The following is a 25,688-nucleotide window of genomic DNA, read 5'->3' as shown; positions in this document are numbered from 1 at the left end:
AAGTTTTATGAAGATACCGCATACGGGATGGGATCTACAACTCCTGCCTCTGCAAATCCTCGTCTTCGAATCAGACAGCTGTCACAATGGCCGCAAGCAAGCAGCCCGGCCGGATCGTAACAGCTATGTGTCAGATGCAATGGAGCATGCAAGGCTAGACCCAAGCGAATGATATCGACCTTGGACAACTGAAGCAGCGGTGCGCGTATCTCAATCTGTCGGCCTGCCAGCCCTGCTTTGGTTCCGATCCGAAGCACAGCCTCCACGGCCTTGATGAACTCCGGTCGACAGTCAGGGTATCCAGAATAGTCGATCACGTTCGCCCCGAAATAAATAACCGAGGCACCCACTGCTTCGGCTTGAGCCGCTGCCAACGACAAGAACATCAGGTTTCGACCAGGCACGTAGGTATTCGGAACATCCTGGCTTCGTTCCGATTCACTCCGATCTTTCGGCACCACCATGGTGTCGGTGAGGGCCGACCCCCCGATGGCCCGCAGATCGACCTTCACGACAATATGCTGCTCAGCACCCAACGCTTCCGCCACTCGTTTGGCACAAAGCACTTCTACCGCATGTCGCTGTTGGTAATCGATCGTCAGAAGGGCGAGGATATAACCATCTCGTCGTGCAGCGGCAGCCGCAACAGTTGAATCCAATCCGCCGCTCGCAAGCACGACCGCGCGTTCAGGGGTTTGCCCGTCCATGGAAGAGAGGAAATGCTGGGGAATCTTAGGCGGTAAAAATGTTTGATCCTAGTCGCGATCTTCTTCCCGCTCAATTTTCTCCAATAACTCGGCACGAGATTGACATTCCACACAAAGCTTGGCAAAGGGAACCGCTTGGAGTCGCCGTTCGCTGATTTCGATTCCACATTCCGCACAAATGCCATACGTGCCTTCGTGCAGCCTGATGATGGCTTCATCGATCGACTGCCTCCGACGGTTGCGCATTTCCATCAAAGAAATGCCGAGCTCCCGCTCCAGATCCATCAGGGCCTGATCCCCAACGTCGCGCGCCGATTCAAGACGGCGCTGTTGATCTTCCGTAAGAGACTGTCCGAGGCTTTCTTCTATCTCCTTGATGATTTCTTGGCGTTTTTCCACCAGCATTTTCTGGAGCACTTCCTGCCTTCGCTCCCGTGCTTCTCGCTCTTTTGAAGTTTCCTTCGGCCGCATAGGTGGGTCCACTTCGATCGCCGGGGCAGCCTTCACAGTTGTTGTTGGGCCTGCCGTCATCGGCTCCGTCTTCTTAACGACGGGTGCCGCCGACTTCGATTTTGCCTCAGCCTTTTTCTTACCCTGCGTTTTCGTTGGCATAGTACTCTGCACTCCGACGGTAAATAGTTGGGGAGGGCCAAAAAGATCGGCTTCTATATCACGGGTACTCTACCGAGAACAAGGGCCAAACGGGAAACCAGCCCAAGCACTTAAGGATACGTGATCGTCGAATGAACGTCATAGCCGACAAGCTTCTCACGTCCATTTAAACTTTTCAGTTCGACTAAAAAGTCAAGCCCAACGATCGTGCCGCCCAATTGACGAACGAGATTGACGGTCGCTTCCGCTGTTCCTCCGGTAGCGAGTAGATCGTCGACGATCAAAACATGTTCTCCAATTTCGATCGCGTCACGATGCACCGCGAGGCTGTTGTGACCGTATTCAAGGCTATATTTCACTTCGTAACAATCCGCGGGCAGTTTACCAGGCTTACGAACCGGCACGAACCCAGCACCAAGCCTCGCGGCAAGAATGCCCCCGAAAATAAATCCTCTGGACTCAATCCCTACGACCTTAGTGACTCCCCGATCAAGATAGCGAGTCGTCAGTTCGTCGGCAAGGCTTTGAACAGCTGTCGGGTTTTTTAACAGTGTGGTGATGTCGTAAAACAGAATGCCGGGCTTGGGGAAGTCCGGCACTTCGCGAATAAGCGCTTGGTAGTTAACGGTGGTCACGCGAATTAGAGCAGATCAGCCTGTGTCATTGTTTTTCGCTCGATGGTGTTCCGAAGCCGAACCAGTGCTGCCATCTCGATCTGCCGGACGCGCTCACGCGTTAATCCCATCGTACGACCGATCTCTTCCAGCGTCTTGGCTTCATCTCCATCGAGTCCGAACCGAGATACAATAACAGTTTGCTCTTTCTCAGGCAACTCCCGCACCCACTTCATGAGTTCCGCTCTCCTTCTCACGCCATCAGCGGTCTCGTCGGGCGAGAGCCCAGATGGATCTTCGATCACATCGCGCAAGAAAGTATCAGTATGATCGCTCAGCGGACTATCAAGCGAACAGGTGGTACGAACTAACTGCTTCAGATCCACCACCTCCTCCTCAGAGGTCTTCATCTTGGCAGCCACTTCCGCAGCTCTTGGTTCCCGTCCGAGCTCCTGCACTAATTGTTCAACGCGATTGAGGTACCGATTGAGACGTTCCACCACATGTACCGGCAGACGCACGAGCTTCCCCTGATTGATAATGGCCCGTTCGATATACTGTCGAATCCACCAGGACGCATACGTACTGAAACGGAACCCCCGTTTGTAATTGAACTTCTCGACCGCCCTGATCAAGCCCAGGTTACCTTCTTCTACGATATCGGAAAATGGAAACCCCCGATGCATGTACCGTTTCCCGATGCTGATGACCAGCCGTAGGTTGGATTCGATCATCTGCTGACGGGCTTGCTCATCTCCCGCCATCACCCGCTTCCCAAGCTGCTGCTCTTGCTTGAACGTCAAGAGAGTCGATCGACGGACCTCTCGAAGATAGCTTTTAAGTGTATCAAGGCCTTCTGATCGGTGTGTTTCTCGTTCTCCGTGGTCCGATGCATACGTAGACTCTGAACCTCCCATGTCGTCGATAGTCTGCCTCCGAGCCTCACTCATATCGGACTCTTCGTCATGCTGCCGACTCATGGTGTCCTACTTTCCTAATACCAAATGCTGAAGGTTGAATAGCGCCCGCCCGCCGAACTCCACGCTACATCAATCTCCGTGACTTCCCCGGCGGGAGGACCAATTTTCAGTTTCTGCAGGAAGGTTTCAATGACCGTTTTCATGCCTTCAACTTCCAATTCAACTCGACCATCATTGAGATTGCGAACGCCTCCTACAAGATCGAGGTCAGATGCCATCCGTGCCGAAAACACACGAAAACCTACGCCCTGCACATGACCCGACACGACGACATGGGCCCGAACCGGCTGCTCCTCGGCCGATCTGCTCATCTCGCCCTACCAAGCTCATGAAACCTCGACCGCCACCTACCATTCTGGTCAGCGGATATTCTCATACCTCTCCGCATGCGTCACGCGTTTTGCATTTTCTGCACGATGGCATTCCCTTCATCACATTAAGCATTGCCCCTGCATCCACCTGAGCAAAACAGGATGCTGACGCCGTACTCCTCGTAAGAAGTAGGACGGGACAACATTTGGAGTCGAAACGGACCTGGTGATAACGGGTACACCGACGACACAATCGGCCAATAAAACAACCCAAGGAGGCCTGGACGAAGGATCAACACCACTAGCAGCTTTTATCCGGCGGGACCAACACCCTTGGTATGGTCGGGGCGAGAGGATTTGAACCTCCGACCCCTGCGTCCCGAACGCAGTGCGCTACCGGGCTGCGCTACGCCCCGACAAGACCAAGACAGTAATTGAAGTTGGTATTGTCTTACACCAGAGGGGTAAAAGGCAACCCATGAGCGTCCGCCACTCCGCGATACGTCACTTTTCCCTCTTTCAGGTTGACCCCTTTTGCGAGCCCAGGGTCTGAGTGAACTGCTCGATCGACACCATCCGAAGCAAGTCGCAACAGATACGGCAACGTGGCATTGGTCAGTGCGTAGGTCGAAGTGCGAGGAACGATTCCGGGCATGTTCGCTACACAATAGTGAATCACCCCATCCACGACATACACGGGATCGGAGTGGGTTGTTGGGCGGGTCGTCTCACTACAGCCACCCTGGTCCACGGAAACATCCACGATGACCGAACCAGGCTTCATTCGTGATACCAGCGACCGCGAGACAAGCTTGGGCGCCTTCATTCCCGGCACAAGCACCGCACCAATGGTCAAATCGGCGGTTAATACAGTCTCTTCGATGTTCACGGAACTTGCGGCACGCGTAACGATCCGGCCCTGATATCGATCATCGAGAACACGCAGCCGCTCAAGATCAAGATTGACGACGGTCACCCTCGCCCCCAAACCTACCGCCATCCGAATGGCAGATGAGCCAACCACTCCGGCACCAAGAACTACAACATGGGCCGGCTCGACCCCGGGAACCCCTCCGAGCAACACACCGCGTCCGCCATACATTTTTTCTAGATACTGCGCACCGATCTGAACGGACATCCGTCCCGCAATCTCGCTCATCGGCTTGAGCATCGGAAGGCTTCCGTCCTTCGCTTCCGTCGTCTCGTACGCAATCGCCGTACACCCCGTGCTCAGAAGTGCGTTTGTCACATCGGGTAGCGCTGCAAGATGGAGATAGGTAAACAAGGTTTGTTCGCGACGAAAGAGTGAACATTCGGAGACCAATGGCTCCTTGACCTTCACGATCAGGTCTGCTTTTTCAAAAATCTCGTGTTTCGAAGGAGTGACACGTGCACCTGCCGCCCGATATTCGTCATCGCTGCAGCCACTGCCGACACCCGCGGAGGATTCGACGAAGACCTCATGTCCACTCTGACACAATACCGCCGTAGCCTCAGGCGTCAGAGCAACGCGATATTCGTGATCCTTCATTTCTTTTGGTATTCCGATGATCATGAAGACACGCCTCCCTCCTGTTTACTTGATCTCGCCACCTCACAAGACAATTATACCGACACCTCAGAACCAAGCGATAGACCTTGCGACATCCGTCCGCCCATGGACAGTCAGGAAATTCCTGTTGTAAGATACGCGCTCACTCGTTTGGAAAGAGGTAGGGATGGACTCGTGGAATGAAATGTGTCCGGCATGCGGAGCATCGAGTACCCCACTCCTCAGGCTGTCCTTGGGGAAAGATTTCTTCGGCCGCCCGTACGATCGCCTGTCACCACAGTCCAGTCAGAATCCTCAATGGTATTGCACGTCCTGCTCCATGCAGAAAAACTTGCACAGAGATTTTCGCGACATCCATGCGGAGCTGAATGCACTTCTCGCAGACCAGAGTTCCGAACTTTCGAAGGGGGATGAGTTCCAACGCGCAACGTTACGGCTGCAAGAAATCCAACTCATCCTGAGTGCGCCGAATCAGCAATCCCCATTCCTCACGGGCTCGGAAGTCCGACTCCTCATGGAACGACTCGATACACTCACCATGCCCGTCTAACACAATCACCCGATGCCGGCCTTTCAACGACATATTTTTATCTGCACCAACCAGCGGCCCAAGGATGATCCACGGGGTTGTTGTGCGAACTTAGGTGCGGAACAACTTCATGCTCATTTCAAAAGCGAAACCAAGCGACTTAATCTTAAAGGCATTGTCCGCGCCAATAAGGCTGGTTGCCTTGACCATTGTGACCTCGGTCCCAGCGTAGTGGTCTACCCTGAAGGAGTATGGTATTGGGTCGGCACAGAAGCCGATGTCACCGAGATCATGGAACGGCATGTCGTAAAGGGTGAAATCGTGACTCGGTTGCTCATGCCGCAACATCCGGCGCCGGAACAATTAGCGCCGCTCAAAAGGCCATAAGGCGCACCACACTATCTCCATGCCGACTGAAGACAAATGGAAGGCCAACATGGAAAAAGTGGCCTTCGCGCAACAGTTTCCCGGATTGGTGCTCAGCTGGCACGCGTGTGAGGGGAAGACAATCCGCACAGTCCTTCCACTGACGGGGAAGCCAGGTGCGATGGTGATTGTGTTTACCGACGCAGCCTTCACGATTGTTCCTCCGCTCGCTCCGGAACCTTGGGCCATCGGCCAGGCTCTTGTGGACGCTCGGGCACAGCTGGAACCTGAACATCCCGCAGCCTACGCGGAGTATGACCGATTAGTGAAGAAAGACAAAGATGCGCTGAAAACCGCTCGACTAGAAAAGATTGTGGGTGCCATTCACAATAACCTGGAACAGATTCCTGAGCTCAAAGACCGACTCAAAGCGCTTGTGAAGGAGTGGCAGTGAGTAGCCTCCCTCAGAAAAATATGTTTGAGATCTTTTCTCAAGGTCTCTTTGAAGGAGTGAAGCCTATGCTGATCATTCGTGATCATCTTGTCCGCCATCCCGACCGTTGCACTCACCAAGCTGTGTGTGTACCGATTTGCCCGACCAGCGCATGGTTGTCGACACCTCCCTACAAGTTCGATCCCTCGCGCTGTTTGGAAAGTTGTCGGCTCTGTCTGGACGCTTGTCCATCACAAGCCATCTACGCAGTCTTTAAGAAGGGAGAGAAACTATTGGAGCCGCAGAAGAAGACCGGGTAGACCGGCGAGTTCGAGCGTTCACGCATCAGATATTCACACGAGTTGCTTCCGCACATGTCCCCAGTAGGCAGTTCCAGCGTACCCGCACGCAACTGTGCCGATCGTCACCCCCATAATGTGGTAGACTTTACCGCGAGTAATTTTTACTTTCACAGCTGGGTTCAGCAGGTCAGGAGAGTTCATAGCGAGCTTGAGTGATTCCCCGGCCGAGAGGATCGGCCACATGCAAGCCAACCGTAACCGGGTTTCATGGCGCGGAATCGACATCGTGTACAGCCACCCCTGATCAAGGTGTTCCACAGCAAGACGAACCATTTCCCTCAGCACAGGTCTCAATCGAGGTCGATTGCCTTGATCCAGTAAATCATGAGCTGTCAACCCGGCTTCCGACAGCATCATTTCTGGAATGTAACAACGCCCTCTTTGCAGGTCATGAGCGATGTCCTTAACAATATTCGTCAGCTGGAGCCCCTTCCCGAATCGGATTCCCAGCTCCGACATCCGCTGAACATCCCAACCCGCCAACGCCTTACGATGCGCACACATGAGATCGGTCCAAAATTCTCCGACACACCCCGCCACCTGGTACGTATAGAGATCGAGGTCATCCGGAGTCTTGAGCGCGGCAAGATCCTCCACAGAATTTCCAGGGAACAGGTTCAAATCCATTTCCATTCCCTGGGTCAGTGTCGTCATCACCCTCTGAATCCGGTGCCTATCCTCCGGCGAACAGGCCAGGAGAAGTCGGAAGCATTCATCCAACCGCTCAAGCAGGATCCGTTCAGCTGAAACTTGTTGGATAGGCCCCACTGCCTGCTGAATCGCACGGACTTCTGACCATTCGACTTGCTCACAGAGCACCTGTTCTCTAAACCGATTGAGAAAGCCTAAGCGCCGTGACCGATCGATCAGTTCTGTGTCGGCAATCGTGTCAGCAGCTCGAGCGAACAGATAGGCAAGTCCTACCTGATCACGCACATCGGCTGGGACCACCGCTAAGGTCGTATAAAACAGACGCGAGACCTTCTTCAGCAAGGCCTGCAACAAGTCGTGTTTAGAAGTAGTAGTCGTCGGAACCGGCTCCCTCATATCACTTCCCAAGCCCCTTTGAACCTCTGAACCTCTTTGATCTCGCGACTTCACAGAGAGTCTCGATCCTAAAGAACGATGCTACGACGTGATTCAATTCGAGCCACCCCTGATGTGGCCCGGAGATCTTACACTTACTCATCTAAGTAGTTGGTTTCTAACAGGAACGTCAGGAAGCGGTCAAGACCAACTACCTGTCTCCACGAATTGAAGCATCTTGACTTTGCCCCATGAGGTCTTATTGCATGAGGTAATGTGCCCTGTCGTTCCAGTGTATATCAGGCGGCGAATTTGTGTATAATTGTGGTAGTTCAGCAACTCGCCTCAGCATTACGAATGCGGCGAACGTTTCTTTCCGAAGGAGGCTCACGATGAAGTGGTTCAAAGGCATCGGCCTACTGCTGATCGCAAATATTCTCATTATGGTGACGATTTCGATCACCGCACCGATCGTGATCAACGTGATTCTGCCCATGTTCGGGATCGATGTTCGAGGGTCGGTCGATCTTTCAACGTTGGTGTGGGCAGCCATGTTTGGGTTTGGGGGTGCCTTTATCAGCTTGGCATTCTCTAAACAAATGGCGAGAGCCATGCTCAATTGCCAGCAGATTACTCAACCTCGTTCCCGCGCTGAGCAGATCATCTATGGTTCCGTACAGGAGATCGCTCAACGTCTCCATATTACAATGCCTGAGGTGTGGGTTTATGATTCCCCGGACCCGAATGCTTTTGCGACGGGACCCAGCAAGAACAATTCGATGGTGGCCGTCTCAACGGGCTTACTGGAGAACCTAAAAGAAGACGAGGTCAAAGCCGTCCTGGCCCATGAAATGGGCCACGTGTACAACGGGGATATGTTCGCCACCACCGTCCTGGCTGGCCTGATGAACACGTTTGTCTTTTACATCGCGATGTGGGTACGTCGATTCTTCGCGGAACGGGATCAGGCTGCATTAGGCTTCGGTCTGTCACTCGTGCTGCAAATTGTCATCAGCATCCTGGCCTCCATCGTCATCAGTTGGTTTTCACGCCGTCGTGAATTCGGCGCCGATGCGTTTGCCGCCAAGGTGTATGGGAAAGACTCTATGATCGGTGCACTCAGAGCGATTGATCGATGGGTCAATCGAGCTCAATTCGATTACTCAAACCAGGACGCCTTAGCCACCATGAAGATCTCCGGGAAAACCGGTGGATTCATGAGCTTATTTTCGACACACCCGCCTATTGAGATGCGAATCGCGGCGCTGGAACAGCTTTAAGACGGTTTCTTGATAAAGGAAATATGGGCGCGGTGCTCTTGAATCACCGCGCCCAACGCTGCCAGTCCGAAGGAGATAGTGGTCTCAATCGCCTGTTCGATCGTGGGATCGTTGATCGTAACTTCATACCGATCTTGGACGTTGGTTCTTACGGGACCAGCGATCACTTCCCTCGGCATAAAAATTTCTTTCCAGATCTCTTTTTCGACCCAACACACATCCCGAAATCGCTCATAGAGCAACATCAGTTTTTCAGGATCCGTAACCTTGATCCCCTGCTCCATAGACACCCCACACTTTACTTCACTGAGCTCTGGCCAGGTGGCAAGGTAGGTAGCCGCTCCCCAACTGCAAACCGCATGGTACCAACTTGGTTCGCTGCATGAAATGGCTGTTGCCCTAACGGCGTGATATAAATCCTTGCCACGTAGTTCCCGACTTTCCACCTCGCACCGGACCGTTTCAACTCAAGGTAACCATACCGCTCGTGCCCAGGGACTTCTAGCACATCCTTACCCAATGGATTCTCACTCGCCTGGCCTCGAGACTGTTCCAGGAACCATTGCACGGCAAATTGAGCCGGATCCTCCAACGGAGCCACTTCAAAGACGATGTAGATCGCCGAAGTCTCCGGTGTGAATACCGAACCCGGATCGATCGGTTTTAGCCGTGGGTCCTGGGTATACCACCCATCTCTCCCAAAGGTATCCCATTCCACATCAAATCCCTTCGCCATCTTAATCCAGGTAAAGAGCGATTGTGGAGCGCCCTTTTCCTGGTCATCAAAGGACGGGCTTGCAGTCGATCCGATCTCTGTAATTTCTTGCTCCTTAGGAGCGAGGAGGTCCTTGGCCATCCCGCTCTCTTCCTGGATGAGAAGGAGGCTCCCCACAAAAGCAGCACGCCAGACACTTGAGTATGTCCGCCTCTGAATTGCCTCCACCATAGAATTGATCGTACTGAGGTGCGTCAAAGGGGTCAATGACTACCGGCGGACATGATGAGACATTTCGGCACACTATGGCCATTTCGTATCGGCACGATGATGGGAACGGGGTGGTAGAGGAGGTTCTTGGGCTTGAACTCAACGAGCATAGACTTGGCCACGTACAACCAACCTACTCAGTAAGGGATATGGACGGGTTAAATATCATCAAGCATCGTCCGCAGAGCCACGCGGATGTCACTCTATCATTCAGTTCGGAATCGTACCACACTCTCTCTTCTACTGAATTGTCCCAACTACTGAGGATCCAGTGCCGAGCCCGCAGCGCGATTCTTTTCTTCTTGTTTGAGTTTGTCGAATGCCTGCTCGGAATGTTCTCGAACGTGATCCTGAGTCATCGATGGCGCTGCCTTCGGTGTTTCTGTAGCGCACCCAACAAGACCGAACAGCATCATTGCCATGCCAGCCATAACAGCTCGATCATAAATACCGATCATCTTCGTCCCTTGTTGTCGCATCTGATCCTCCGGGCTCACATTGGTCAAATAATACCACCCGTGCACCAAAATACCATCTCCAAATTCCAGTCATTGACTCTCAGAAACCGGGACGGTATGCTCCCTCTTTGAGAGAAATTGTGATGTGTGGGACCTCCTATGTCATTGCACGATCGTCTGACGGAAGATCTAAAACGCGCCATGAAATCACGGGATCAACTTCGCATGGACGTGATCCGCATGGTCAAAGCGGCGGTCTTGAATAAAGAAGTAGAACTGAAACGAGACCTCGACGATGCTGAAATGAGTCGAGTCATGACGACGCTTGTGAAACAGCGTCGGGAGTCCGTCGAACAGTTTGAGAAGGCCCAACGGGCGGAACTCGCAGAAAAAGAACGCCGAGAAATCGAAATCATTGAGGCTTACCTCCCAAAGCCGCTGACCCATCAAGAGCTTGAAGCCCTCGTCGTATCCGTCATCAGCGAAACCGGGGCATCCTCCATGAAGGATATGGGACAGATCATGAAAGCCGTGATGGCGCGCGTGGCTGGACAGCCTCTCGACGGCAAGCACGTCAGTGACCTGGTCAAAAGCAAGCTCTCCTAATTCACCCTCATACCTGTTTGCCGTACTGGATTCCACTGGATTGATCCTTTAGTTTTCTGCGTATTCAACCGTTAAGAATACCGATGGCAATCCTGATTGTCGACGATTCCCCTGACCAACATCTCCTCCTTCGGTCGATCCTGACCAAGGCCGGTCATGACCAGATTGTGGCGGCGGACTCTGCGAAGACTGCGTTTGGGTTATTGAACCTTGATGGAGGACCACCTTCCGTCGATGTTGACCTGATCTTGATGGATGTTCTAATGCCCGATCTTGATGGTGTGACGGCCTGTAGGAAAATCAAACAGCAGGTGCACCTTCGAGACATCCCACTCATCATGGTGACCGCCAAGAACGATCTCGATAATTTGAAGGAAGCCTTTTCAGCCGGCGCGATGGACTATATCAATAAACCGGTAAAGAGTGTGGAACTGCTCGCGCGCGTCACCTCTGCCTTGACGCTGAAAACCGAGATGGACCGAAGAAAACAGCGAGAGGCCGAACTTCGTCGCATCAACGAAGATCTGCAGCAAGCGCTCAAGGAAGTCAAAGTGTTGCGTGGCCTCATTCCGATCTGTGCATCCTGCAAGAAAATCCGCAACGACGGTGGGTTTTGGCAACAAATCGAAGAATACATCGGTGAACATTCAGAAGCAGAGTTCAGCCATGGGCTTTGCCAGCCCTGCCTCAAAAAGCTTTATCCTGGCGTTTATCAGGACTAGCTGTTACGATTCTGCCAGTATTATCCTCTGTGATCCGTTCAACCCGCGTGGACATATGAGCATTCTGATTGTTGATGATTCTGTCGATGATCGACTCCTATTGCAGGCCATTCTATCCGCCGCCGGCTACGAAAATATTCATTCAGCGGATTCAGCTGCCGCCGCATTCAAGTATTTGGGACTTGATGGGGGCAAGCATGGCGTGGCGCGAGTCGATCTCATTCTCATGGATATTCTGATGCCTCAGATGAGCGGGATTGAAGCCTGTCGCCAAATCAAGGCCGTCGATCGCTTCAGGGACACTCCGATCATCATGGTGACCGTCAAGACGGACCCGGTCGATCTTCAGCTGGCATTTGCCGCAGGTGCGATGGACTACGTGGCCAAACCGGTCAACAAAATCGAGTTGCTCACTCGGGTGCGTTCGGTGCTCCGACTTGTTCATGAGGTCGATCGTCGACGCGCACGTGAGCAAGAGCTCCTGGAGGTCATGCGGCAACTCCAAGAAGCCAATCAGATGCTGCTCCGTCTCTCCTGTTTAGATGGACTGACGGGCATCACCAACAGACGTCAATTCGACGATTTTCTAGATCAAGAATGGCGGCGAGCCGTTCGGGAGTCGACTCCCCTGTCACTGATCATATTCGATATTGACCGATTCAAAACCTATAACGACACGAAAGGTCATACGGCCGGCGATGAATGCCTAAAACAGGTGTCCGCCGCTATTTCCAGTTCCGTGAATCGCCCTGGTGATTTGGTCGCCCGTTACGGTGGAGACGAGTTTGTCACGGTTCTGCCTGGCACCGGAATTGATGGCGCCGCACAGGTGGCAGAGAGCCTGCGCCGGCGAGTCGAGTCCCTGGGTATGAAGAACGCCGACGGGGAACTCGTCACAATCAGCGTTGGGTATGCCTGTGTGATTCCAAACCGGCATTCTTCTCCCACTGATCTCATTAAAGCAGCTGATCAGGCGCTGTATCAAGCCAAACAAGAGGGGCGAAATCGAACCAAATCGGCGAGTATTCTCTCGCTGGTCCAGGACGCACACACCGACTAGACGCGACCATACCATTCACCGGCTGCTTACACGCCCATGACACGTCACCCTCGGGGAGAATCTCAAGGACGAGTTGCAGCAAAGACCACCTTTTACACATGTCAACCCACACGGCCTGGTCCTTCCTCATTCGATTCGAGCATAACCACATTTCTCGATCAGTACCAGGACACGCTTCGAAAACTGGCACAAAGCAAAGCCCTCAATAGTGGCGATCTGTCCCATGCATTCCGAGCCATCTCAAAAGCCACCTGCGCCTTACTTCAGGTTGAACGCTCGAGTGCTTGGCTCCTATCCAAGGAACGTGATGCGATCACACTGGTTGATCTCTATGAACCTAGCCGAAGACGCTCTAGGCCTGATCTAGCGATCCCATCCACACACTGTCGTCACTATCTTCGGGCGCTCGCTCGAGAACCTCGTGCCGTAGCAGCTGCTCGTCCGCTTCATGATCCGCGGACAAGAGATCTTGCACGCACATACCTTTCGCTGTTTGATATCCAGTCTCTCCTCAGCGCCCCCATTAGACAGAAGGGACGGCTCGTGGGTGTGCTCTGCGCCGAATCCATCAAGACACCACGGCAGTGGACTAGGCAAGAAGAGCATTTGGTCGAGCTCTTGGCAACCCTGGCAACCCTCGCGTTGGAAGCATCCGATCGACGCCAGATCGAACAGGCTCTCCGCGTGGCCAAAGAAGCTGCCGAAGTCGCCAGTCGTGCGAAGAGTGAGTTCCTTGCCGGCATGAGCCATGAGATTCGCACCCCGATGAATGCCATTATCGGGATGGCGGATCTTCTCTGGGAAACTGCCCTGACGCCTGATCAGCGCAAATATCTGCGGATTTTTCGACGAGCTGGCGGAACCCTCCTCAATATTATCAACGATATCCTCGATCTTTCCAAGGTCGAGACTGGCCATCTGGAGTTGGAAACCATCAACTTTGACCTGAGTGAAGTCCTGGATAAAGCCATCGATATGTTGGCGATGAGAGCCCATGAGAAGAGCCTTGAACTCACCTCCCACCTCAGTCCAGACGTACCGTGTCATTTGATCGGCGATCCAACGCGCTTAACGCAAATCTTGATTAATTTGATCAGCAATGCACTCAAATTTACCGAAAACGGCACCGTGGAGGTTCGTGTCACTCCTGACCCTGATCGGCCAACCGTTGGAGCCATTCTGGTTTCGGTGAGCGATACAGGCATTGGAATTCCTCCAGATAAACTGGATTCGATTTTTGATAGTTTTACGCAGGCCCATATATCAACGACGAGACAATATGGGGGAACGGGGCTCGGCCTCGCCATCACCAAACGGCTGGTCGAACGCATGCAGGGCCAGATCAGGGTGGAGAGCACAGTGGGAACCGGTAGTACATTTCATTGTTCCCTCCTCTTTCAGACTCAAACAATACCCATTCAACACAAAGCCACAACCTCGGTTGATCTTACAGGCGTTCGGGTCCTCGCCGTGGACGACCACCCTACCAACCGCCTTATCCTTCGTGAAACACTCCACGCATGGGGAGCTCAGGTCACGGAAGCCAGTGACGGAAGGGCCGCATTGGACGAAATTCGACGTGCCGCCGAACAGGGTCACCAATATGAGCTACTCCTCCTCGACTGTCGGATGCCCACCATGAGCGGCTTTGAGGTGGCGGAACAGGTCAACACAGCATCCAATGGGAATCGCCCGACGATCATCATGCTGACGTCCGATCATTGGGCCGACGATATCGCACGCACATACGATCTCGGACTGGGTGGCTACTTAATCAAACCCATTCGACGTGGAGATCTCCTCCAATCAATCGCCATTGCACTAGATCGGACAAAGGGCGTTCAATCAATTCCTGAACAATCCGTCCAACCATCCCCTACGGCTCCAGGACGGGCTTTACGAGTTCTATTGGTTGAGGACTCTCTCGATAACCAACTCTTGGTTCGCGCATACCTGAAGCAGACGGACCATTGCCTTGAGATCGCAGAACATGGAGCCATTGCAGTAGAGAAGGTCAAAGCCACTCACTACGACGTTATCCTCATGGACATACACATGCCGGTCATGGACGGCTATGCTGCAACCAAAGCGATCCGCTCGTGGGAGCGCGAGCATGATCTCCCGGCCACGCCGATCATCGCCCTCACCGCTTTGGCACTCAAAGAAGAAAGCACCCGCATCTTCGAGGCTGGTTGCAACACTCATCTGACTAAACCCGTGAAGAAATCTAGCCTATTGGAGATTCTTCAGGCACACAAGGAGCATCTCATCCCGTGATGCCCCCATCACATCCCACCTCGAACGACCGCGTAATCGTGGAGATTTCCCGTGACCTGGAAGCGATTGTGCCGACCTTCTTAGAGAATCGAGCCCACGATCTGCAAACCCTTCGGGATGCGCTCACTCAGCAAGACTTTGGAACCATTCAGAACCTTGGCCATCGATTGAAAGGTGATGGCGGCGGATACGGATTCGATAGGATCACCGAGATTGGAACCACCATGGAGCAAGCGGCGCAACACAAAGACTCTCCGCTGATTGAGCAACAAATTCTGCAGCTCGAAGAGTTTCTCAGACGCGTGTCCGTCGTCTATCGATGAGGACCAATGGATATACAGAAGCGTCCCTGCTCATAACGTCGATACCAACCCCACTTCCTCATTCACAAGTTCTTTACTTGACTACAGTGGAAGCACCGCCTTCTGATTGGACGGGAGTACAACACTGCCAAATGCCGTCTACTTGTGCAACTCGCATGAAATTCCAATGTTACTCAAGAAATTGTAAGCGCGCAGGTTCTAGGAGGTTGGCTCACCCGAAGATCCTCCGACTATGAAGCGATAAGTGGATTCTGCCACAAGGACAGAGCCCGCCACAGTAAGGTGACGAGCGTCTGAAAACTGCAACACTCCATCTTTTGCCACCAGACATTGGCTTTTGGAGCAGAACTGCTCTTCGATATCCACAAACTCAAACCCAAACCTCGCCGCCTCTTCACGAAGAACGGAATTAACAACGGTAAGATCGTCCCCTTCCATTATCAAGTTGGAAGGCACCGCATGCCCAAAGGTCTCAAGCTTGTGATAATACCGATGAACATCCACTTTGAGTGACGCTGCCATCGAATAGACAAGGACTCGATTTCCCTGTAGTCGCTCAAATAAATCGCGGAGCTTCTCGCGAAAGGTTTTGTCGCCAAGACGTTCATAGTCACTCAACCAACTACTTGAAACCAGAATTCTATCCGCTGCATTGTTTGGAATATATTCATCAACAAACCAGTCATAAAAGTCCAGACACCGCGGAGTATCGACACTGCGTATTGCCCGACATGCACCTCCGGTGAGCTGTACGATTTGAGATTCTCTGATCTTACTGACAAGACCTGGATACAGGTGGGCAGCAAGGCTGTCTCCATACAATACATATCTCTTCGAAGTTGACAAAGATTCGACAGCCTTTTGCGACGCTGGACCAGGAGGCTGGTGACAGCGATTCTCTAATAATGTTTGGTGTGTCTGATCCGGCTCAAACATACAGGTGTAGGCGCGAAACTGCGCTTGCGACTCACGGTGTATGTTGCTCTGAAATTCTCCCACGGTCACTTGCAGCCCAACAGCAAAAGAAGCAATGATTAGGGCGCATCCCGCCGCAGATCCCCACAGCACTCGTTTCGATACCACAGCCTTCTGGCGAAATGGCCGTTCAACAAAGCGCCATGTGAGATACGCAAGACCAAACGTCAGCGCAACAAGACTCGCAATTACAACAGGATTGAGATCGGTCAAACTTCTATGACGGGCAAACGAGAAGAGGGGCTGATGCCACAAGTAGGCACTATAGCTCACAAGACCAACCGCAACTAGAAATCTTCCAGCCAACACCCGGCCAACCACCGTATTGGGCCGAGCGAACAGAATGAGCAAGGCGGCTCCTGCAGTCGGCACCAATGTGTACAGGCTCGGGAATGGTGTCTCTTTATGAAATACCAGGATGCTATAGATGATCAACCCTAACCCTGCCAAGCTTAGTATTTGAGAGAGCGCAGATGGGAAATGCTCCTTTTCTTTGTGCCGTACGGTATCGGTTAGATGGAATGCGATCAATGAACCGATCGCCAACTCCCATCCGCGAGTCGGCAGCAAGAAAAATGTTGCGACCGGTTTCAGCCCGGTACCATACTGGGCTAACGCAAGGCTGAGCAACGAGCCGATCACCAACAATCCCACAATCCCCGATCGCCTCATTCGCCAAGCCAGCAGCAGGAAAATGGGGAAGAACACGTAAAACTGCTCCTCTACCCCCAAACTCCATGTATGAAGCAGCGGCTTCAGCTCTGTCGCGGAATCGAAGTAGTCACTCTGTCTCCAAAAATATATGTTGGCCGAAAAACATAACACCGCGAGCACGCTTCCGGTAAATTCGCTCAAATCGGCCGGCATGAGCCACAACCAAGCAAACGGCAGGCACAACCCCAAGACAAGGAACAACGCCGGCAGAATCCGGCGTGCACGTCGCTCATAGAAATGGAGGATCGAAAATTTGCCAGCTTCAAGCTCTGTAAGAATGATCGTCGTAATCAAGTAGCCGCTGATGACAAAGAAGATATCTACGCCGATAAAGCCGCCGGTAAACAGTGGCATGCCAGCGTGAAACAAAATAACTGGAATGACGGCGATGGCTCGCAAGCCATCTATTTCTGGGCGATATTTCATGGGCTCTTACTCAGTAACCCAACACACTACACGACGAAGGGGCAAACGATGAGCGAAAACTTTTCAAAGTTTCGTTGATGCTACACGTCCGACAGCGAGCTGAGGAGGCCACGCTGCGGGCCTCACCAAGGGCAACAAAGGTACGAGGATTTTCACGATCGTGGATCGGCATTGATTACTTCCCTCGGTCAGTACCTCTACAATCAACCATCATGAAGCCTCTCAGGCAATTTTGCAGTAGTCTTCTATGCTCGCAATGAGCTCACCCTGGAGGATGAGAGCCCTAGGCTTAGATCTGCTCGGACAGTGGTGCGTGGGTGGCGGGGGGACATAGAGTATATGATCTCAATGGCTTAGACCTCTGATTTCACACGTAGGTTCTAAACTCACACATACCTAGAAGGTATGATAGCCCAGGCATGACCGATGCCATTTGCCAGTTCTGCGAGAACCAGCATTTCTGTACCTAGCATAAACACATAAATCTATTGAGCCCCATCCACCTCAGGAGATTACCTACGTCGACAGAGCACCTTTCATGAAAAGGCTAGGCCTTAAGAAAGGTATGCTATTCCCTGCAATCCTCTAACCTACAGTCGTCTAATAAATAGCACTTTGAAGACCTACCAATCTAGACAATAAACATCTTTATCCTAACCTTCATAATTGTTGTGTGCCTGTGATCCAGTCATGCAATTTTCGTAAAACCAAATGTTACTTGCATGAGACATCTATGGGTAGAGTCTTCTTGACAGGTTGTGTATAATGCAGGATCTACAGACGGAGCGGACCGATACTCCTCCCCGTTCTTCTATCGCAGCTACCCAACTGTACGCTGATGTACAGCCAACGCTGCGAGGTTCATGGTCTGCATCGTCCAGCTTCCTGAGGTGGGGGGCTAGCTCAGTTGGGAGAGCACTACGTTCGCAACGTAGGGGTCGCGGGTTCAACTCCCGTGCCCTCCACCAAATTTTAGAATGTTCTCTCATGCCCCTCTCCCCTTTGATTCGTTTCGGCACTTCCACCTGGACCTACGAAGGCTGGAGAGGACAGGTCTATCAACGGCAGTATGCTAAGACGACGTTTGCGAGGGAATGTCTCGGAGAATATTGTCAATACCTCCACAACGGTGAGCCCATTTTTCGTACCGTCGGCAATGACTCGACCTTCTATCGCCCTCCTACGACCAATCAACTTCGGCATTACCTGAAACACCTTCCCGAAGATTTCGAGATGTGCTTCAAGGTGTGGGAAGACATCACCATCCCCCGCTATGCCAAGCACGCTCGTTATGGCCTTAAGGCTGGGATGCCGAATCCACGTTTTCTCGATGCGACCTTGTTCACTGATCTCGTGTTGACACCCTATCGAGAAGCGAGTTTTGAACCACACCTCGGTCCATTCATTTTTGAGTTTCAGAGGCACGGCTTGACCGCCGACGAGTTCTGCTCTCGACTGGACCGGTTCTTCGGCCAACTGTCGCATGATTTCCGATACGCGGTCGAGATCCGCAATCCGGGCTTACTCGGGCCGGACTATCGGAAGGTTTTGGAGAGCCATGGAGTGGCGCACGTCTACAACCACTGGTCCTACATGCCACCGTTGCTGCCACAACACGAACAAATGGAGAAACGTTTCACGGCGCCATTCACCGTGGTCCGTCTACTCACGCCACTCAACATGAGTTATGAAACAGCGAAGAAACGGGCGGCACCCTATGACAAGATAGTAGAAGAGTTGCCCCAGATGCGGAAAGAAACAGTGGCACTTATGAAGCAGAGCGCGAGCGAAAACCGCCGGGCCTATGTGTTGGTAAACAATCGATCGGAGGGGAATGCACCGATCACCATACAAGCCTTGATAAGCAGTCTCCGTACCTCCTCGTTAGCTCGTGAACACCCCTGATCATGCATTGGCAATGGCCTCACCCTCCGGTTTGGCAGCATCAATAAGTACCCGGCGGCCTTCGACCCGCAGGCGGCCTTCGGCGAAAAGTTGTACAGCACGGGGATAGATTTTATGCTCCTGAACGAGAATTCTCGCCGCAAGTGTATCCGGAGTGTCATGATCGAGAATCGGTACGGCTGCTTGAATGATGATCGGCCCTTCATCGACCCCTTCCGTGACGAAATGCACCGTACAGCCAGCCAACTTACAACCCCATTCAAGAGCCTTCTTCTGCACATCCAACCCAGGAAATGACGGGAGCAGCGAGGGGTGTATATTCATCATCCGATTAGCGTAGGCGTTGACCAACACCCGGGTGACGATTTTCATATAACCCGCGAGAAGCACGAGTTCGACCTCATGCTGTTGCAAGATCTCCAACAGCGCGAGGTCATAGGCTTCACGACTATCGGGCCGTCCGGAAAATGGTTTCGGATCAACAAATAGGTCCTTGAGTCCGTGCTTTCGAGCCCGCTCAAGTGCAGCGGCATCCTTCTTATTACTGATGACACACACAATTTCGGCCGGCAACTGACCCGACTCGATCGCATCGATCATGGCCTGCAAATTCGAGCCACGACCGGAGGCCAGTACCGCTACCCGCAGGCGGACCGGACGACTAATCGACATACTCCACTCCGGGTTCGTTGCCATCTGACGAGACGATCTCTCCGATGCGCCAAGCTCGCTCACCCAAAGCTTGCACATGGGCCAGCACACTGTTCACCGAATCCGACGGGACCACCAAGACCAGCCCGATTCCCATATTGAATACTCGGTACATCTCGTCGCGATCGACCTGCCCCAAGCTACTCATGACGTGAAAGATCGGGGGAACCGACCAGGCCGTGCGCATGATCCTCGCCCGCACACCGCTGGGAAAGACGCGCGGCAAATTTTCAGTGATCCCTCCGCCGGTAATGTGCGCAATGCCTCTGATCGGAAATTGCTCAACCAGCGTCAAAATCTGCTTCGCATAAATTCTCGTGGGGGTGAGAAGAACCTCGCCGACCGACTCATCAAGCTCAGAAAGACGACTGGTCACCGTCAGCTTGGCTTCCTCGAACAAGACTCGCCGCGCTAAGGAATATCCATTGCTATGAAGTCCCGAAGAAGCGACTCCCACGATCGCATCGCCGGGCACGATGTGTCGTCCATCGATTATCTTCGAACGATCCACGGCGCCGACGGCAAATCCGGCAAGGTCATATTCCCCATCCGGGTAAAAGGAAGGCATTTCGGCTGTTTCCCCGCCGACGAGTGCACAGCCGGCTTGGCGGCAGCCCTCAGCAATGCCCGCTACCACTTCTTGGGCTTTTGCGACGGACAATTTTCCGGTTGCGAAATAATCCAAAAAAAACAGCGGCTCCGCCCCACTCACCACAATGTCGTTGACACACATCGCCACAAGATCGATCCCCACAGTCTCGTGTCTATCCATCATGAAGGCAATCTTGAGCTTAGTCCCAACACCATCGGTACCCGAGACAAGCACGGGATCCTTGTATTTGCCGGCTTGAAAACCAAACAGTCCACCGAATCCGCCTAAGTCCGTCAGCACCTCAGGGCGAAACGTGGATCGCACCAGCGGCTTGATACGATTGACGAATTCGTCGCCTGCATCGATATCCACACCGGCATCCCTATAGGTCGTCATCTTCGAATGTCCTGGAACAAAGCGGCTCAAAAGTCCATTGGATCGACCATCCGCTAACTTCGGAGGCGCATCTTAACGAAGGGTACACCAGAGGTCAACGCGTCCGCTGGGGCGGGCATCTATAGACAGGTTCGCTCCGGGCGTTCTGCATTTTCCTTGATGCCCTAGAAATATTGCCTATACTGACTGAGAGCAGACCGCTCTGCGACGTCGACATCAAGACCCTCTGCGATTGGCTAGGTCAATGGGTATTCTAATCGTTGATGACTCACCGGATGAGCGCCTCCTCCTTCATCACATCCTTAAGACTGCGGGCTATCGTCATCTCGTCACCGTCGCGTCCGCCAGGGATGCCTTCACCCAGCTCGACCTGGATCATGCCGGTGCCAGTGGCCTGAGCGTGGACCTGATCTTGATGGATATTAAGATGCCGGACATGGATGGGGTCGAGGCCTGCCGACGCATCAAAGTAGTCCCGGCCTATGCGCACACTCCCCTCATCATGGTAACAGCACGCGACCCAAAAGACTTTCTCCAGGCCGCCTTCGATGCCGGAGCGGGAGATTACATTCGAAAGCCGGTCGAATCGGTCGAGCTCCTGGCCAGAGTGAAATCGGCCTTTAAACTCAAACAAGACGTCGACGCCCGGAGAAGCTGGGAAGAGGAAGTCACCAAAACCATCAGCAACCTCGACCAAGCATTGAGGGAGATGCAGGCTTTACAACGATTGATCCCGGTCTGTCCGACTTGTAAAAAGTCTCACCCTGCACACATTTCCGAGACCGCACTCACCGAGTACGTGCAGAACCATCCTGAAGCACAATTTCAGAGCGTCACGTGTTCTGGATGCTCGACGTAATCGTCCTTCCCTAGAGGTGCTACGCTTCAGGCCGCATCTCCACGTCGAGCAACTTAATTTTTCTGTGGAGATGGCTCCGTTCAATCTTGAGGTCTTCGGCGGTTCGGGAAATATTCCAATGGTGCTCCCGAAGTTTACGACTGATATAGTCCTTTTCGAATGCATTCCGAGCATCCCGCAATGAGTCGTACGATTTTGCCAGAAGGACACTCGTGGCAGGAGCAGCGACGGAGACCGGTCCGGTTGTTCTCCCCTGCAATGACATGACGGCTTGGGAACCCTCTATTACATATCCTGGGACCATGATCATGAGTCGTTCGATCAGATTCCTTAGCTCCCGAATGTTCCCTGGCCAATCATACTGCTGGAGGACCGACATTGCCTCTAGGGACACTTCCTTCATCCGTAAGCCCTGCTCCTCGGCATGGGCTTTCATGAAATGCTGGACTAGGGCGGGGATATCTTCCCGCCGCTCCCGTAAGGGAGGCACTACGATCGGAACCACATTCAGGCGGTAAAACAAGTCTTCGCGAAATTGGCCTTTGGCGATCTCTTTTTCTAAATCCTTATTGGATGCCGCAAGCACCCGTACATCAACCTTCATCAATTTGGTTCCACCGACTCGCGTAAACTGCTGCTCTTGGAGCGCCCGCAAGACCTTCGCCTGGGTACTGAGGCTCATGTCCCCGATCTCGTCGAGAAACAACGTGCCTCCATCAGCCTGTTCAAACTGTCCGCGTTTCATCGACGTGGCGCCTGTGAATGAGCCTTTCTCATGTCCGAACAGCTCGCTCTCAATCAAGGTCTCAGGAATGGCGGCACAATTAACGGCGACGAAGGGATGATCCGAGCGGGAGCTGTGCATATGGATCGCCCGAGCGACCAGCTCTTTCCCTGTTCCATTCTCCCCTCCGATCAGCACCCGACTATTCGTGGGACCGGCAGTCTGGATGAGCTCCCGTAACCGTTGCATCGCGGGAGAATGCCCAACCAACTCAAATTTCTGTTGGACCTTGGTCCGAAGAGACCGATTCTCCTGCGCCAATCGGTATTGCTCCAGGGCATGCTTGACACGGAGCGTCACATTTTCCAACGACAGCGGCTTTTCAATGTAATCATAGGCTCCGAGCTTAATCGCCTTGACCGCCGTTTCAATGGACCCATGTCCCGAGATCATCATGACCTGCGTGTGAGGCACGAATTCTTTCACCCTCCGCAAAGTTTCGAGCCCATCCATTTCGGGCATCCAAATATCAAGAATCATGAGGTCCGGCGGGTCCGTCCCATAAATCTTCAGCGCTTCGGCTCCAGTCGCAGCAACTGTTACGTCATAGCCTTCATCTTCAAGGATGCTCCGCAGGGACGTCCGAATCGCGTCTTCGTCATCCACTATGAGAATCGATGCCGACATCTTCCCTCCCTACCACCTGACCCACTCCCAATCACATATACCGACCGACAACCGCTTTTCCTACACCGGCAAGTCAAACGTAAACACAGCTCCTCTCGGTTGATTGTTCCCGGCTTGGATCTGCCCTTCGTGATCCGTGATAATGCGACGGACGATCGCCAGTCCTAGTCCGGTTCCTGTCTTTTTTCGAGTGAAATAGGGTACAAACAGGCGGTCCTGATCCTCAGGTGCAATACCAGGCCCTTCGTCTGCAACGGTCACCACGGCCCGCCGTCGCTTCGTGTCGTATTTCGTTCCAACCCACAGTCGCCCTTTTTGATTCATCGCTTGAACCGCGTTATCGAACAGATTGACGAACACGCGCCGCAGCTGTTCCCGATCGAAGTTGAGGGACGGCAGATCGTCGTCCAGTTCGAGTATCAGCTCGAGATCCTTCTGTGCTTCGCGATATAAGGTCGCCACCTCTCGAATCACCTCATGCAATGATTGTCGGCTCATTTGTGGAGCAGGCAATCGAGCAAACTTTGAAAACTCATCAAGCATCGCCTTGAGGCTGCCGACTTCGGTGATGATCACATTCGTCGCATCATCGAAGACTCGTTCCAAATCAGGAGACTTCTCAAAAAACTTCTTTCGCAGCCGCTGTGCGGAGAGCTGAATAGGGGTCAGGGGGTTCTTGATTTCGTGCGCCACGCGTCTTGCGACCTCCTGCCATGCGGCAACCTTTTGGGCTTTAATCAACTCCGTCAAGTCTTCAAAGACCAACACGAATCCCAAATCCTTGTTGGCTTCGTCCCTCATTCGAGAGCCCTTTAACCCGATCGTAATCGGTTTCCCTTGAATATCCAACTGTCCGTCAAGATCGAGATCGTCCCGTTCATCGGCCAACATTCGATCATAGGCGGTTTGAAACAAGTCCAGGCTGAACTCCTTGAAGACCTCATTGGCAGGCCGCCCCCTGAACCGATCGGCCGCTAGACCAAGAATGCGCTCAGCCGATGGGTTAAACGTGGTGACGAGCCCATGTCGGTCGATGGACAAAAGCCCAGCGGCAATCGTATCGACCACTGTTTCGATATAGGCTCGCCGACGATCCAACTCGACGTTCGTATTGCGGAGCGTCAGGTTCGCCTCTTCTAGTTTAGATTTACTTCCTTGAAGATCCTGCGTCATCCGATTGAACGACTCGACCAACGTACCAATCTCATCTGTCGCCCTCGCATCAATTTGCACGGAGAGATCTCCCTGGGCAACCGCTTCCGTCGCCTCGGCTAACCGTTGGATGGGAACCGTAATACCGCGCGCCACATAAAATCCGAACCACGTGGCGCTGAAGAGGATCAGCACGGTTACCACAGCAACAAACAAATACGCGCCGGCTTTGATGGGATTCTTCATCGCCTTGATCTGCTTATACTCCGAATACTGGCGGCCGATCCGCTCCATTTTCGTCAACAGCGACTCTGGAACGTAGGTTTCGACCACGACGACCCCCTCCAAGTCACCGCGTCGGCCTCCTGATGCCACGGGAATCGCGGCACGTACCAGTCGACCGGTCTGCGCTTCCTGGACGGAGGTAAACTCCTGCTTGCCATTGATCACCTGAAGCACTAATTGACTGATGGGTAATTCCAGCACACCAATTGGAATATCAGGATCAAGCGCTTTGGTCAGGGTCTCCATCTTGTTCGAGAAAACTTCGATTCCAGCTACCCCATATTCCATACGTTTCCTGGCCATGGCAGCGATGAGGAGATCCCGCTGTTCGGGAATGAGCAGTTCCTCACGAAACAGCTCCTGCGAGATCGCCCGAGCACTATTCACCGCAAGTGACACATGTCCCGCATGTTGCATGCGCGCGACTTCGTATGAATCGTTGATAACTTTTTCAATATGTTCGCTGAACCACACATCAACGACCTTATTGACCAACCCGCTCGCGAGGACCGCCAGCAACACCGTGGGGATCAATGAGAACCCGATAAACGCGGCGATGAGTTTCGTGCGGAATCCCGACCCGACCAGTCGATGGCGACGTTCAAAATAGGCCTTGATCAGATTGCGTGACAACAAGAGCACAAGGACAACGAAACCAATCAGGTCCAAATTGACCAACAGAAGGACGAGGGCATAACTGGTCGTGGGGAGGAGAGAACCGGTCTCTTGGACGTCGGGCGCCGTTATTTGCGAATAGTACAACGTGAGCGCCACGCAAGGGACAAGAAGAATCAGGACAATCCAGACAGGACGAAGATGCGGTCCCTTGCGCTCAGGCTTCTTGGCTCGATCACCGGCACGACGATTGAACCGGGCACCCATCATGCCTGACTTCAGGCCTTCCTCTCCTGGCGCGGATTCCTTTTCCTGCATGGAATAGTTTGGCTCGAACATTCACACGCCTACAGCCACCGGCACTGTTAGCAATAAGCAATCCTTAGCACTATAGCCGACTTGCGAAACTGTCTCAAAACCTACACGCGGAGCACAAGATGTCGG

At 53.0% G+C, this 25,688-nt stretch carries 27 protein-coding genes and 2 tRNA genes; 13 read left to right on the top strand and 16 right to left on the bottom strand.

Annotated features, from left to right (window positions below):
- Window positions 1-5: 5 nt before the first annotated feature.
- The 7 genes from queC to ald form a co-directional block, all read right to left on the bottom strand.
- Window positions 6-707, bottom strand: a complete 702-nt coding sequence (gene queC / locus IPM58_02585) for a 7-cyano-7-deazaguanine synthase QueC (GenBank protein ID MBK9305983.1) — start codon at window positions 705-707, stop codon at window positions 6-8.
- 48 nt (window positions 708-755) lie between these two features.
- Window positions 756-1,319, bottom strand: a complete 564-nt coding sequence (locus tag IPM58_02580; GenBank protein MBK9305982.1) for a TraR/DksA family transcriptional regulator — start codon at window positions 1,317-1,319, stop codon at window positions 756-758.
- 110 nt (window positions 1,320-1,429) lie between these two features.
- Complete coding sequence (locus tag IPM58_02575; GenBank protein ID MBK9305981.1) at window positions 1,430-1,954, bottom strand: adenine phosphoribosyltransferase; 525 nt, start codon at window positions 1,952-1,954, stop codon at window positions 1,430-1,432.
- 5 nt (window positions 1,955-1,959) lie between these two features.
- Window positions 1,960-2,913, bottom strand: coding sequence for a sigma-70 family RNA polymerase sigma factor (locus tag IPM58_02570; GenBank protein ID MBK9305980.1), 954 nt, complete (start codon window positions 2,911-2,913; stop codon window positions 1,960-1,962).
- 14 nt (window positions 2,914-2,927) lie between these two features.
- The gene (locus tag IPM58_02565) at window positions 2,928-3,224 is read right to left on the bottom strand and encodes an acylphosphatase (protein MBK9305979.1); all 297 of its coding nucleotides are present in this window, start codon (window positions 3,222-3,224) and stop codon (window positions 2,928-2,930) included.
- A gap of 339 nt (window positions 3,225-3,563) precedes the next feature.
- A tRNA-Pro gene (locus tag IPM58_02560) sits at window positions 3,564-3,640 on the bottom strand.
- 35 nt (window positions 3,641-3,675) lie between these two features.
- On the bottom strand, window positions 3,676-4,779 hold the full coding sequence (gene ald / locus IPM58_02555; GenBank protein ID MBK9305978.1) for an alanine dehydrogenase: 1,104 nt from the start codon (window positions 4,777-4,779) through the stop codon (window positions 3,676-3,678).
- A 163-nt stretch (window positions 4,780-4,942) separates the two neighbouring features.
- Between ald and IPM58_02550 the strand changes: the two genes are divergently transcribed.
- The 4 genes from IPM58_02550 to IPM58_02535 all read left to right on the top strand — a co-directional run bounded on the left by IPM58_02550 (window position 4,943) and on the right by IPM58_02535 (window position 6,424).
- Window positions 4,943-5,326: a hypothetical protein gene (locus tag IPM58_02550; protein MBK9305977.1), complete on the top strand. Its 384-nt coding sequence runs from the start codon at window positions 4,943-4,945 to the stop codon at window positions 5,324-5,326.
- A gap of 12 nt (window positions 5,327-5,338) precedes the next feature.
- On the top strand, window positions 5,339-5,692 hold the full coding sequence (locus IPM58_02545; GenBank protein MBK9305976.1) for a (2Fe-2S) ferredoxin domain-containing protein: 354 nt from the start codon (window positions 5,339-5,341) through the stop codon (window positions 5,690-5,692).
- Window positions 5,693-5,741: 49 nt separating this feature from the next.
- A complete protein-coding gene (locus IPM58_02540) occupies window positions 5,742-6,125 on the top strand; it encodes a hypothetical protein (protein MBK9305975.1) in 384 nt (127 codons plus the stop codon).
- A 65-nt stretch (window positions 6,126-6,190) separates the two neighbouring features.
- Window positions 6,191-6,424 carry a hypothetical protein gene (locus IPM58_02535; GenBank protein MBK9305974.1) on the top strand — a complete coding sequence of 78 codons (234 nt, stop codon included), beginning with the start codon at window positions 6,191-6,193 and terminating at the stop codon, window positions 6,422-6,424.
- Between the two features lie 33 nt (window positions 6,425-6,457).
- On the opposite strand, the gene IPM58_02530 is transcribed toward IPM58_02535, so the two are convergent.
- Window positions 6,458-7,513 (bottom strand): squalene/phytoene synthase family protein, encoded by a 1,056-nt coding sequence (locus IPM58_02530; GenBank protein MBK9305973.1) that lies wholly within the window; start codon window positions 7,511-7,513, stop codon window positions 6,458-6,460.
- Window positions 7,514-7,884: 371 nt separating this feature from the next.
- On the opposite strand from IPM58_02530, the gene htpX reads away from it, so the two are divergent.
- Window positions 7,885-8,772 carry a protease HtpX gene (htpX, locus tag IPM58_02525; protein MBK9305972.1) on the top strand — a complete coding sequence of 296 codons (888 nt, stop codon included), beginning with the start codon at window positions 7,885-7,887 and terminating at the stop codon, window positions 8,770-8,772.
- Here the strand turns inward: htpX and IPM58_02520 are convergent.
- The 3 genes from IPM58_02520 to IPM58_02510 form a co-directional block, all read right to left on the bottom strand.
- Window positions 8,769-9,056 (bottom strand): hypothetical protein, encoded by a 288-nt coding sequence (locus tag IPM58_02520; GenBank protein MBK9305971.1) that lies wholly within the window; start codon window positions 9,054-9,056, stop codon window positions 8,769-8,771. The two genes, htpX and IPM58_02520, sit on opposite strands and share 4 nt — an antisense overlap.
- 14 nt (window positions 9,057-9,070) lie before the next feature.
- Window positions 9,071-9,628, bottom strand: coding sequence for a hypothetical protein (locus IPM58_02515; GenBank protein MBK9305970.1), 558 nt, complete (start codon window positions 9,626-9,628; stop codon window positions 9,071-9,073).
- 386 nt (window positions 9,629-10,014) lie between these two features.
- Window positions 10,015-10,236 carry a hypothetical protein gene (locus IPM58_02510; GenBank protein MBK9305969.1) on the bottom strand — a complete coding sequence of 74 codons (222 nt, stop codon included), beginning with the start codon at window positions 10,234-10,236 and terminating at the stop codon, window positions 10,015-10,017.
- Between the two features lie 138 nt (window positions 10,237-10,374).
- Between IPM58_02510 and IPM58_02505 the strand changes: the two genes are divergently transcribed.
- The 5 genes from IPM58_02505 (at window position 10,375) to IPM58_02485 (ending at window position 15,203) form a co-directional block, all read left to right on the top strand.
- Window positions 10,375-10,821, top strand: coding sequence for a GatB/YqeY domain-containing protein (locus IPM58_02505; protein MBK9305968.1), 447 nt, complete (start codon window positions 10,375-10,377; stop codon window positions 10,819-10,821).
- Window positions 10,822-10,904: 83 nt separating this feature from the next.
- Window positions 10,905-11,543: a response regulator gene (locus IPM58_02500; protein MBK9305967.1), complete on the top strand. Its 639-nt coding sequence runs from the start codon at window positions 10,905-10,907 to the stop codon at window positions 11,541-11,543.
- A gap of 55 nt (window positions 11,544-11,598) precedes the next feature.
- Window positions 11,599-12,603, top strand: a complete 1,005-nt coding sequence (locus tag IPM58_02495; GenBank protein MBK9305966.1) for a diguanylate cyclase — start codon at window positions 11,599-11,601, stop codon at window positions 12,601-12,603.
- 36 nt (window positions 12,604-12,639) lie between these two features.
- The gene (locus IPM58_02490) at window positions 12,640-14,880 is read left to right on the top strand and encodes a response regulator (GenBank protein MBK9305965.1); all 2,241 of its coding nucleotides are present in this window, start codon (window positions 12,640-12,642) and stop codon (window positions 14,878-14,880) included.
- Window positions 14,877-15,203: an Hpt domain-containing protein gene (locus IPM58_02485; GenBank protein ID MBK9305964.1), complete on the top strand. Its 327-nt coding sequence runs from the start codon at window positions 14,877-14,879 to the stop codon at window positions 15,201-15,203. The genes IPM58_02490 and IPM58_02485 overlap by 4 nt, the downstream gene beginning before the upstream one ends.
- A 198-nt stretch (window positions 15,204-15,401) precedes the next feature.
- Here IPM58_02485 and IPM58_02480 read toward each other — a convergent pair whose 3' ends face one another.
- Complete coding sequence (locus tag IPM58_02480) at window positions 15,402-17,318, bottom strand: acyltransferase (protein ID MBK9305963.1); 1,917 nt, start codon at window positions 17,316-17,318, stop codon at window positions 15,402-15,404.
- Between the two features lie 892 nt (window positions 17,319-18,210).
- Here IPM58_02480 and IPM58_02475 point away from each other — a divergent pair.
- Window positions 18,211-18,286: transfer RNA gene (locus IPM58_02475), tRNA-Ala, on the top strand.
- Window positions 18,287-18,305: 19 nt separating this feature from the next.
- Window positions 18,306-19,223: a DUF72 domain-containing protein gene (locus IPM58_02470; protein MBK9305962.1), complete on the top strand. Its 918-nt coding sequence runs from the start codon at window positions 18,306-18,308 to the stop codon at window positions 19,221-19,223.
- On the opposite strand, the gene IPM58_02465 is transcribed toward IPM58_02470, so the two are convergent.
- Together IPM58_02465 and IPM58_02460 are read right to left on the bottom strand one after the other, a co-directional pair.
- Window positions 19,224-19,895, bottom strand: a complete 672-nt coding sequence (locus IPM58_02465; protein ID MBK9305961.1) for a phosphoribosylglycinamide formyltransferase — start codon at window positions 19,893-19,895, stop codon at window positions 19,224-19,226.
- Window positions 19,885-20,922 (bottom strand): phosphoribosylformylglycinamidine cyclo-ligase, encoded by a 1,038-nt coding sequence (locus IPM58_02460; GenBank protein ID MBK9305960.1) that lies wholly within the window; start codon window positions 20,920-20,922, stop codon window positions 19,885-19,887. The genes IPM58_02465 and IPM58_02460 overlap by 11 nt, the downstream gene beginning before the upstream one ends.
- Window positions 20,923-21,166: 244 nt before the next feature.
- Between IPM58_02460 and IPM58_02455 the strand changes: the two genes are divergently transcribed.
- Entirely contained in the window at window positions 21,167-21,781 is a 615-nt protein-coding gene (locus tag IPM58_02455; protein ID MBK9305959.1) for a response regulator, read from the top strand.
- Between the two features lie 19 nt (window positions 21,782-21,800).
- On the opposite strand, the gene IPM58_02450 is transcribed toward IPM58_02455, so the two are convergent.
- Both IPM58_02450 and IPM58_02445 read right to left on the bottom strand, forming a co-directional pair.
- Entirely contained in the window at window positions 21,801-23,192 is a 1,392-nt protein-coding gene (locus IPM58_02450; protein ID MBK9305958.1) for a sigma-54-dependent Fis family transcriptional regulator, read from the bottom strand.
- Between the two features lie 60 nt (window positions 23,193-23,252).
- A complete protein-coding gene (locus IPM58_02445; protein ID MBK9305957.1) occupies window positions 23,253-25,583 on the bottom strand; it encodes a HAMP domain-containing protein in 2,331 nt (776 codons plus the stop codon).
- Between the last annotated feature and the right edge of the window lie 105 nt (window positions 25,584-25,688).

The sequence above is a fragment of the Nitrospira sp. genome (assembly GCA_016715825.1).
In the GTDB taxonomy this organism is placed as follows: domain Bacteria; phylum Nitrospirota; class Nitrospiria; order Nitrospirales; family Nitrospiraceae; genus Nitrospira_D.
This window is presented reverse-complemented; position numbering and strand designations above follow the sequence as displayed.

Coding starts and splice junctions, on each gene's coding strand:
- queC (MBK9305983.1), bottom strand. CDS start 707: ATGGACGGGCAAACCCCTGAACGCGCGGTCGTGCTTGCGAGCGGCGGA.
- IPM58_02580 (MBK9305982.1), bottom strand. CDS start 1,319: ATGCCAACGAAAACGCAGGGTAAGAAAAAGGCTGAGGCAAAATCGAAG.
- IPM58_02570 (MBK9305980.1), bottom strand. CDS start 2,913: ATGAGTCGGCAGCATGACGAAGAGTCCGATATGAGTGAGGCTCGGAGG.
- IPM58_02565 (MBK9305979.1), bottom strand. CDS start 3,224: ATGAGCAGATCGGCCGAGGAGCAGCCGGTTCGGGCCCATGTCGTCGTG.
- ald (MBK9305978.1), bottom strand. CDS start 4,779: ATGATCATCGGAATACCAAAAGAAATGAAGGATCACGAATATCGCGTT.
- IPM58_02550 (MBK9305977.1), top strand. CDS start 4,943: ATGGACTCGTGGAATGAAATGTGTCCGGCATGCGGAGCATCGAGTACC.
- IPM58_02545 (MBK9305976.1), top strand. CDS start 5,339: ATGCCGGCCTTTCAACGACATATTTTTATCTGCACCAACCAGCGGCCC.
- IPM58_02540 (MBK9305975.1), top strand. CDS start 5,742: ATGGAAAAAGTGGCCTTCGCGCAACAGTTTCCCGGATTGGTGCTCAGC.
- IPM58_02535 (MBK9305974.1), top strand. CDS start 6,191: ATGCTGATCATTCGTGATCATCTTGTCCGCCATCCCGACCGTTGCACT.
- IPM58_02530 (MBK9305973.1), bottom strand. CDS start 7,513: ATGAGGGAGCCGGTTCCGACGACTACTACTTCTAAACACGACTTGTTG.
- htpX (MBK9305972.1), top strand. CDS start 7,885: ATGAAGTGGTTCAAAGGCATCGGCCTACTGCTGATCGCAAATATTCTC.
- IPM58_02520 (MBK9305971.1), bottom strand. CDS start 9,056: ATGGAGCAGGGGATCAAGGTTACGGATCCTGAAAAACTGATGTTGCTC.
- IPM58_02515 (MBK9305970.1), bottom strand. CDS start 9,628: ATGGCCAAGGACCTCCTCGCTCCTAAGGAGCAAGAAATTACAGAGATC.
- IPM58_02510 (MBK9305969.1), bottom strand. CDS start 10,236: ATGCGACAACAAGGGACGAAGATGATCGGTATTTATGATCGAGCTGTT.
- IPM58_02505 (MBK9305968.1), top strand. CDS start 10,375: ATGTCATTGCACGATCGTCTGACGGAAGATCTAAAACGCGCCATGAAA.
- IPM58_02500 (MBK9305967.1), top strand. CDS start 10,905: ATGGCAATCCTGATTGTCGACGATTCCCCTGACCAACATCTCCTCCTT.
- IPM58_02495 (MBK9305966.1), top strand. CDS start 11,599: ATGAGCATTCTGATTGTTGATGATTCTGTCGATGATCGACTCCTATTG.
- IPM58_02490 (MBK9305965.1), top strand. CDS start 12,640: ATGACACGTCACCCTCGGGGAGAATCTCAAGGACGAGTTGCAGCAAAG.
- IPM58_02480 (MBK9305963.1), bottom strand. CDS start 17,318: ATGAAATATCGCCCAGAAATAGATGGCTTGCGAGCCATCGCCGTCATT.
- IPM58_02470 (MBK9305962.1), top strand. CDS start 18,306: ATGCCCCTCTCCCCTTTGATTCGTTTCGGCACTTCCACCTGGACCTAC.
- IPM58_02465 (MBK9305961.1), bottom strand. CDS start 19,895: ATGTCGATTAGTCGTCCGGTCCGCCTGCGGGTAGCGGTACTGGCCTCC.
- IPM58_02460 (MBK9305960.1), bottom strand. CDS start 20,922: ATGACGACCTATAGGGATGCCGGTGTGGATATCGATGCAGGCGACGAA.
- IPM58_02455 (MBK9305959.1), top strand. CDS start 21,167: ATGGGTATTCTAATCGTTGATGACTCACCGGATGAGCGCCTCCTCCTT.
- IPM58_02450 (MBK9305958.1), bottom strand. CDS start 23,192: ATGTCGGCATCGATTCTCATAGTGGATGACGAAGACGCGATTCGGACG.
- IPM58_02445 (MBK9305957.1), bottom strand. CDS start 25,583: ATGTTCGAGCCAAACTATTCCATGCAGGAAAAGGAATCCGCGCCAGGA.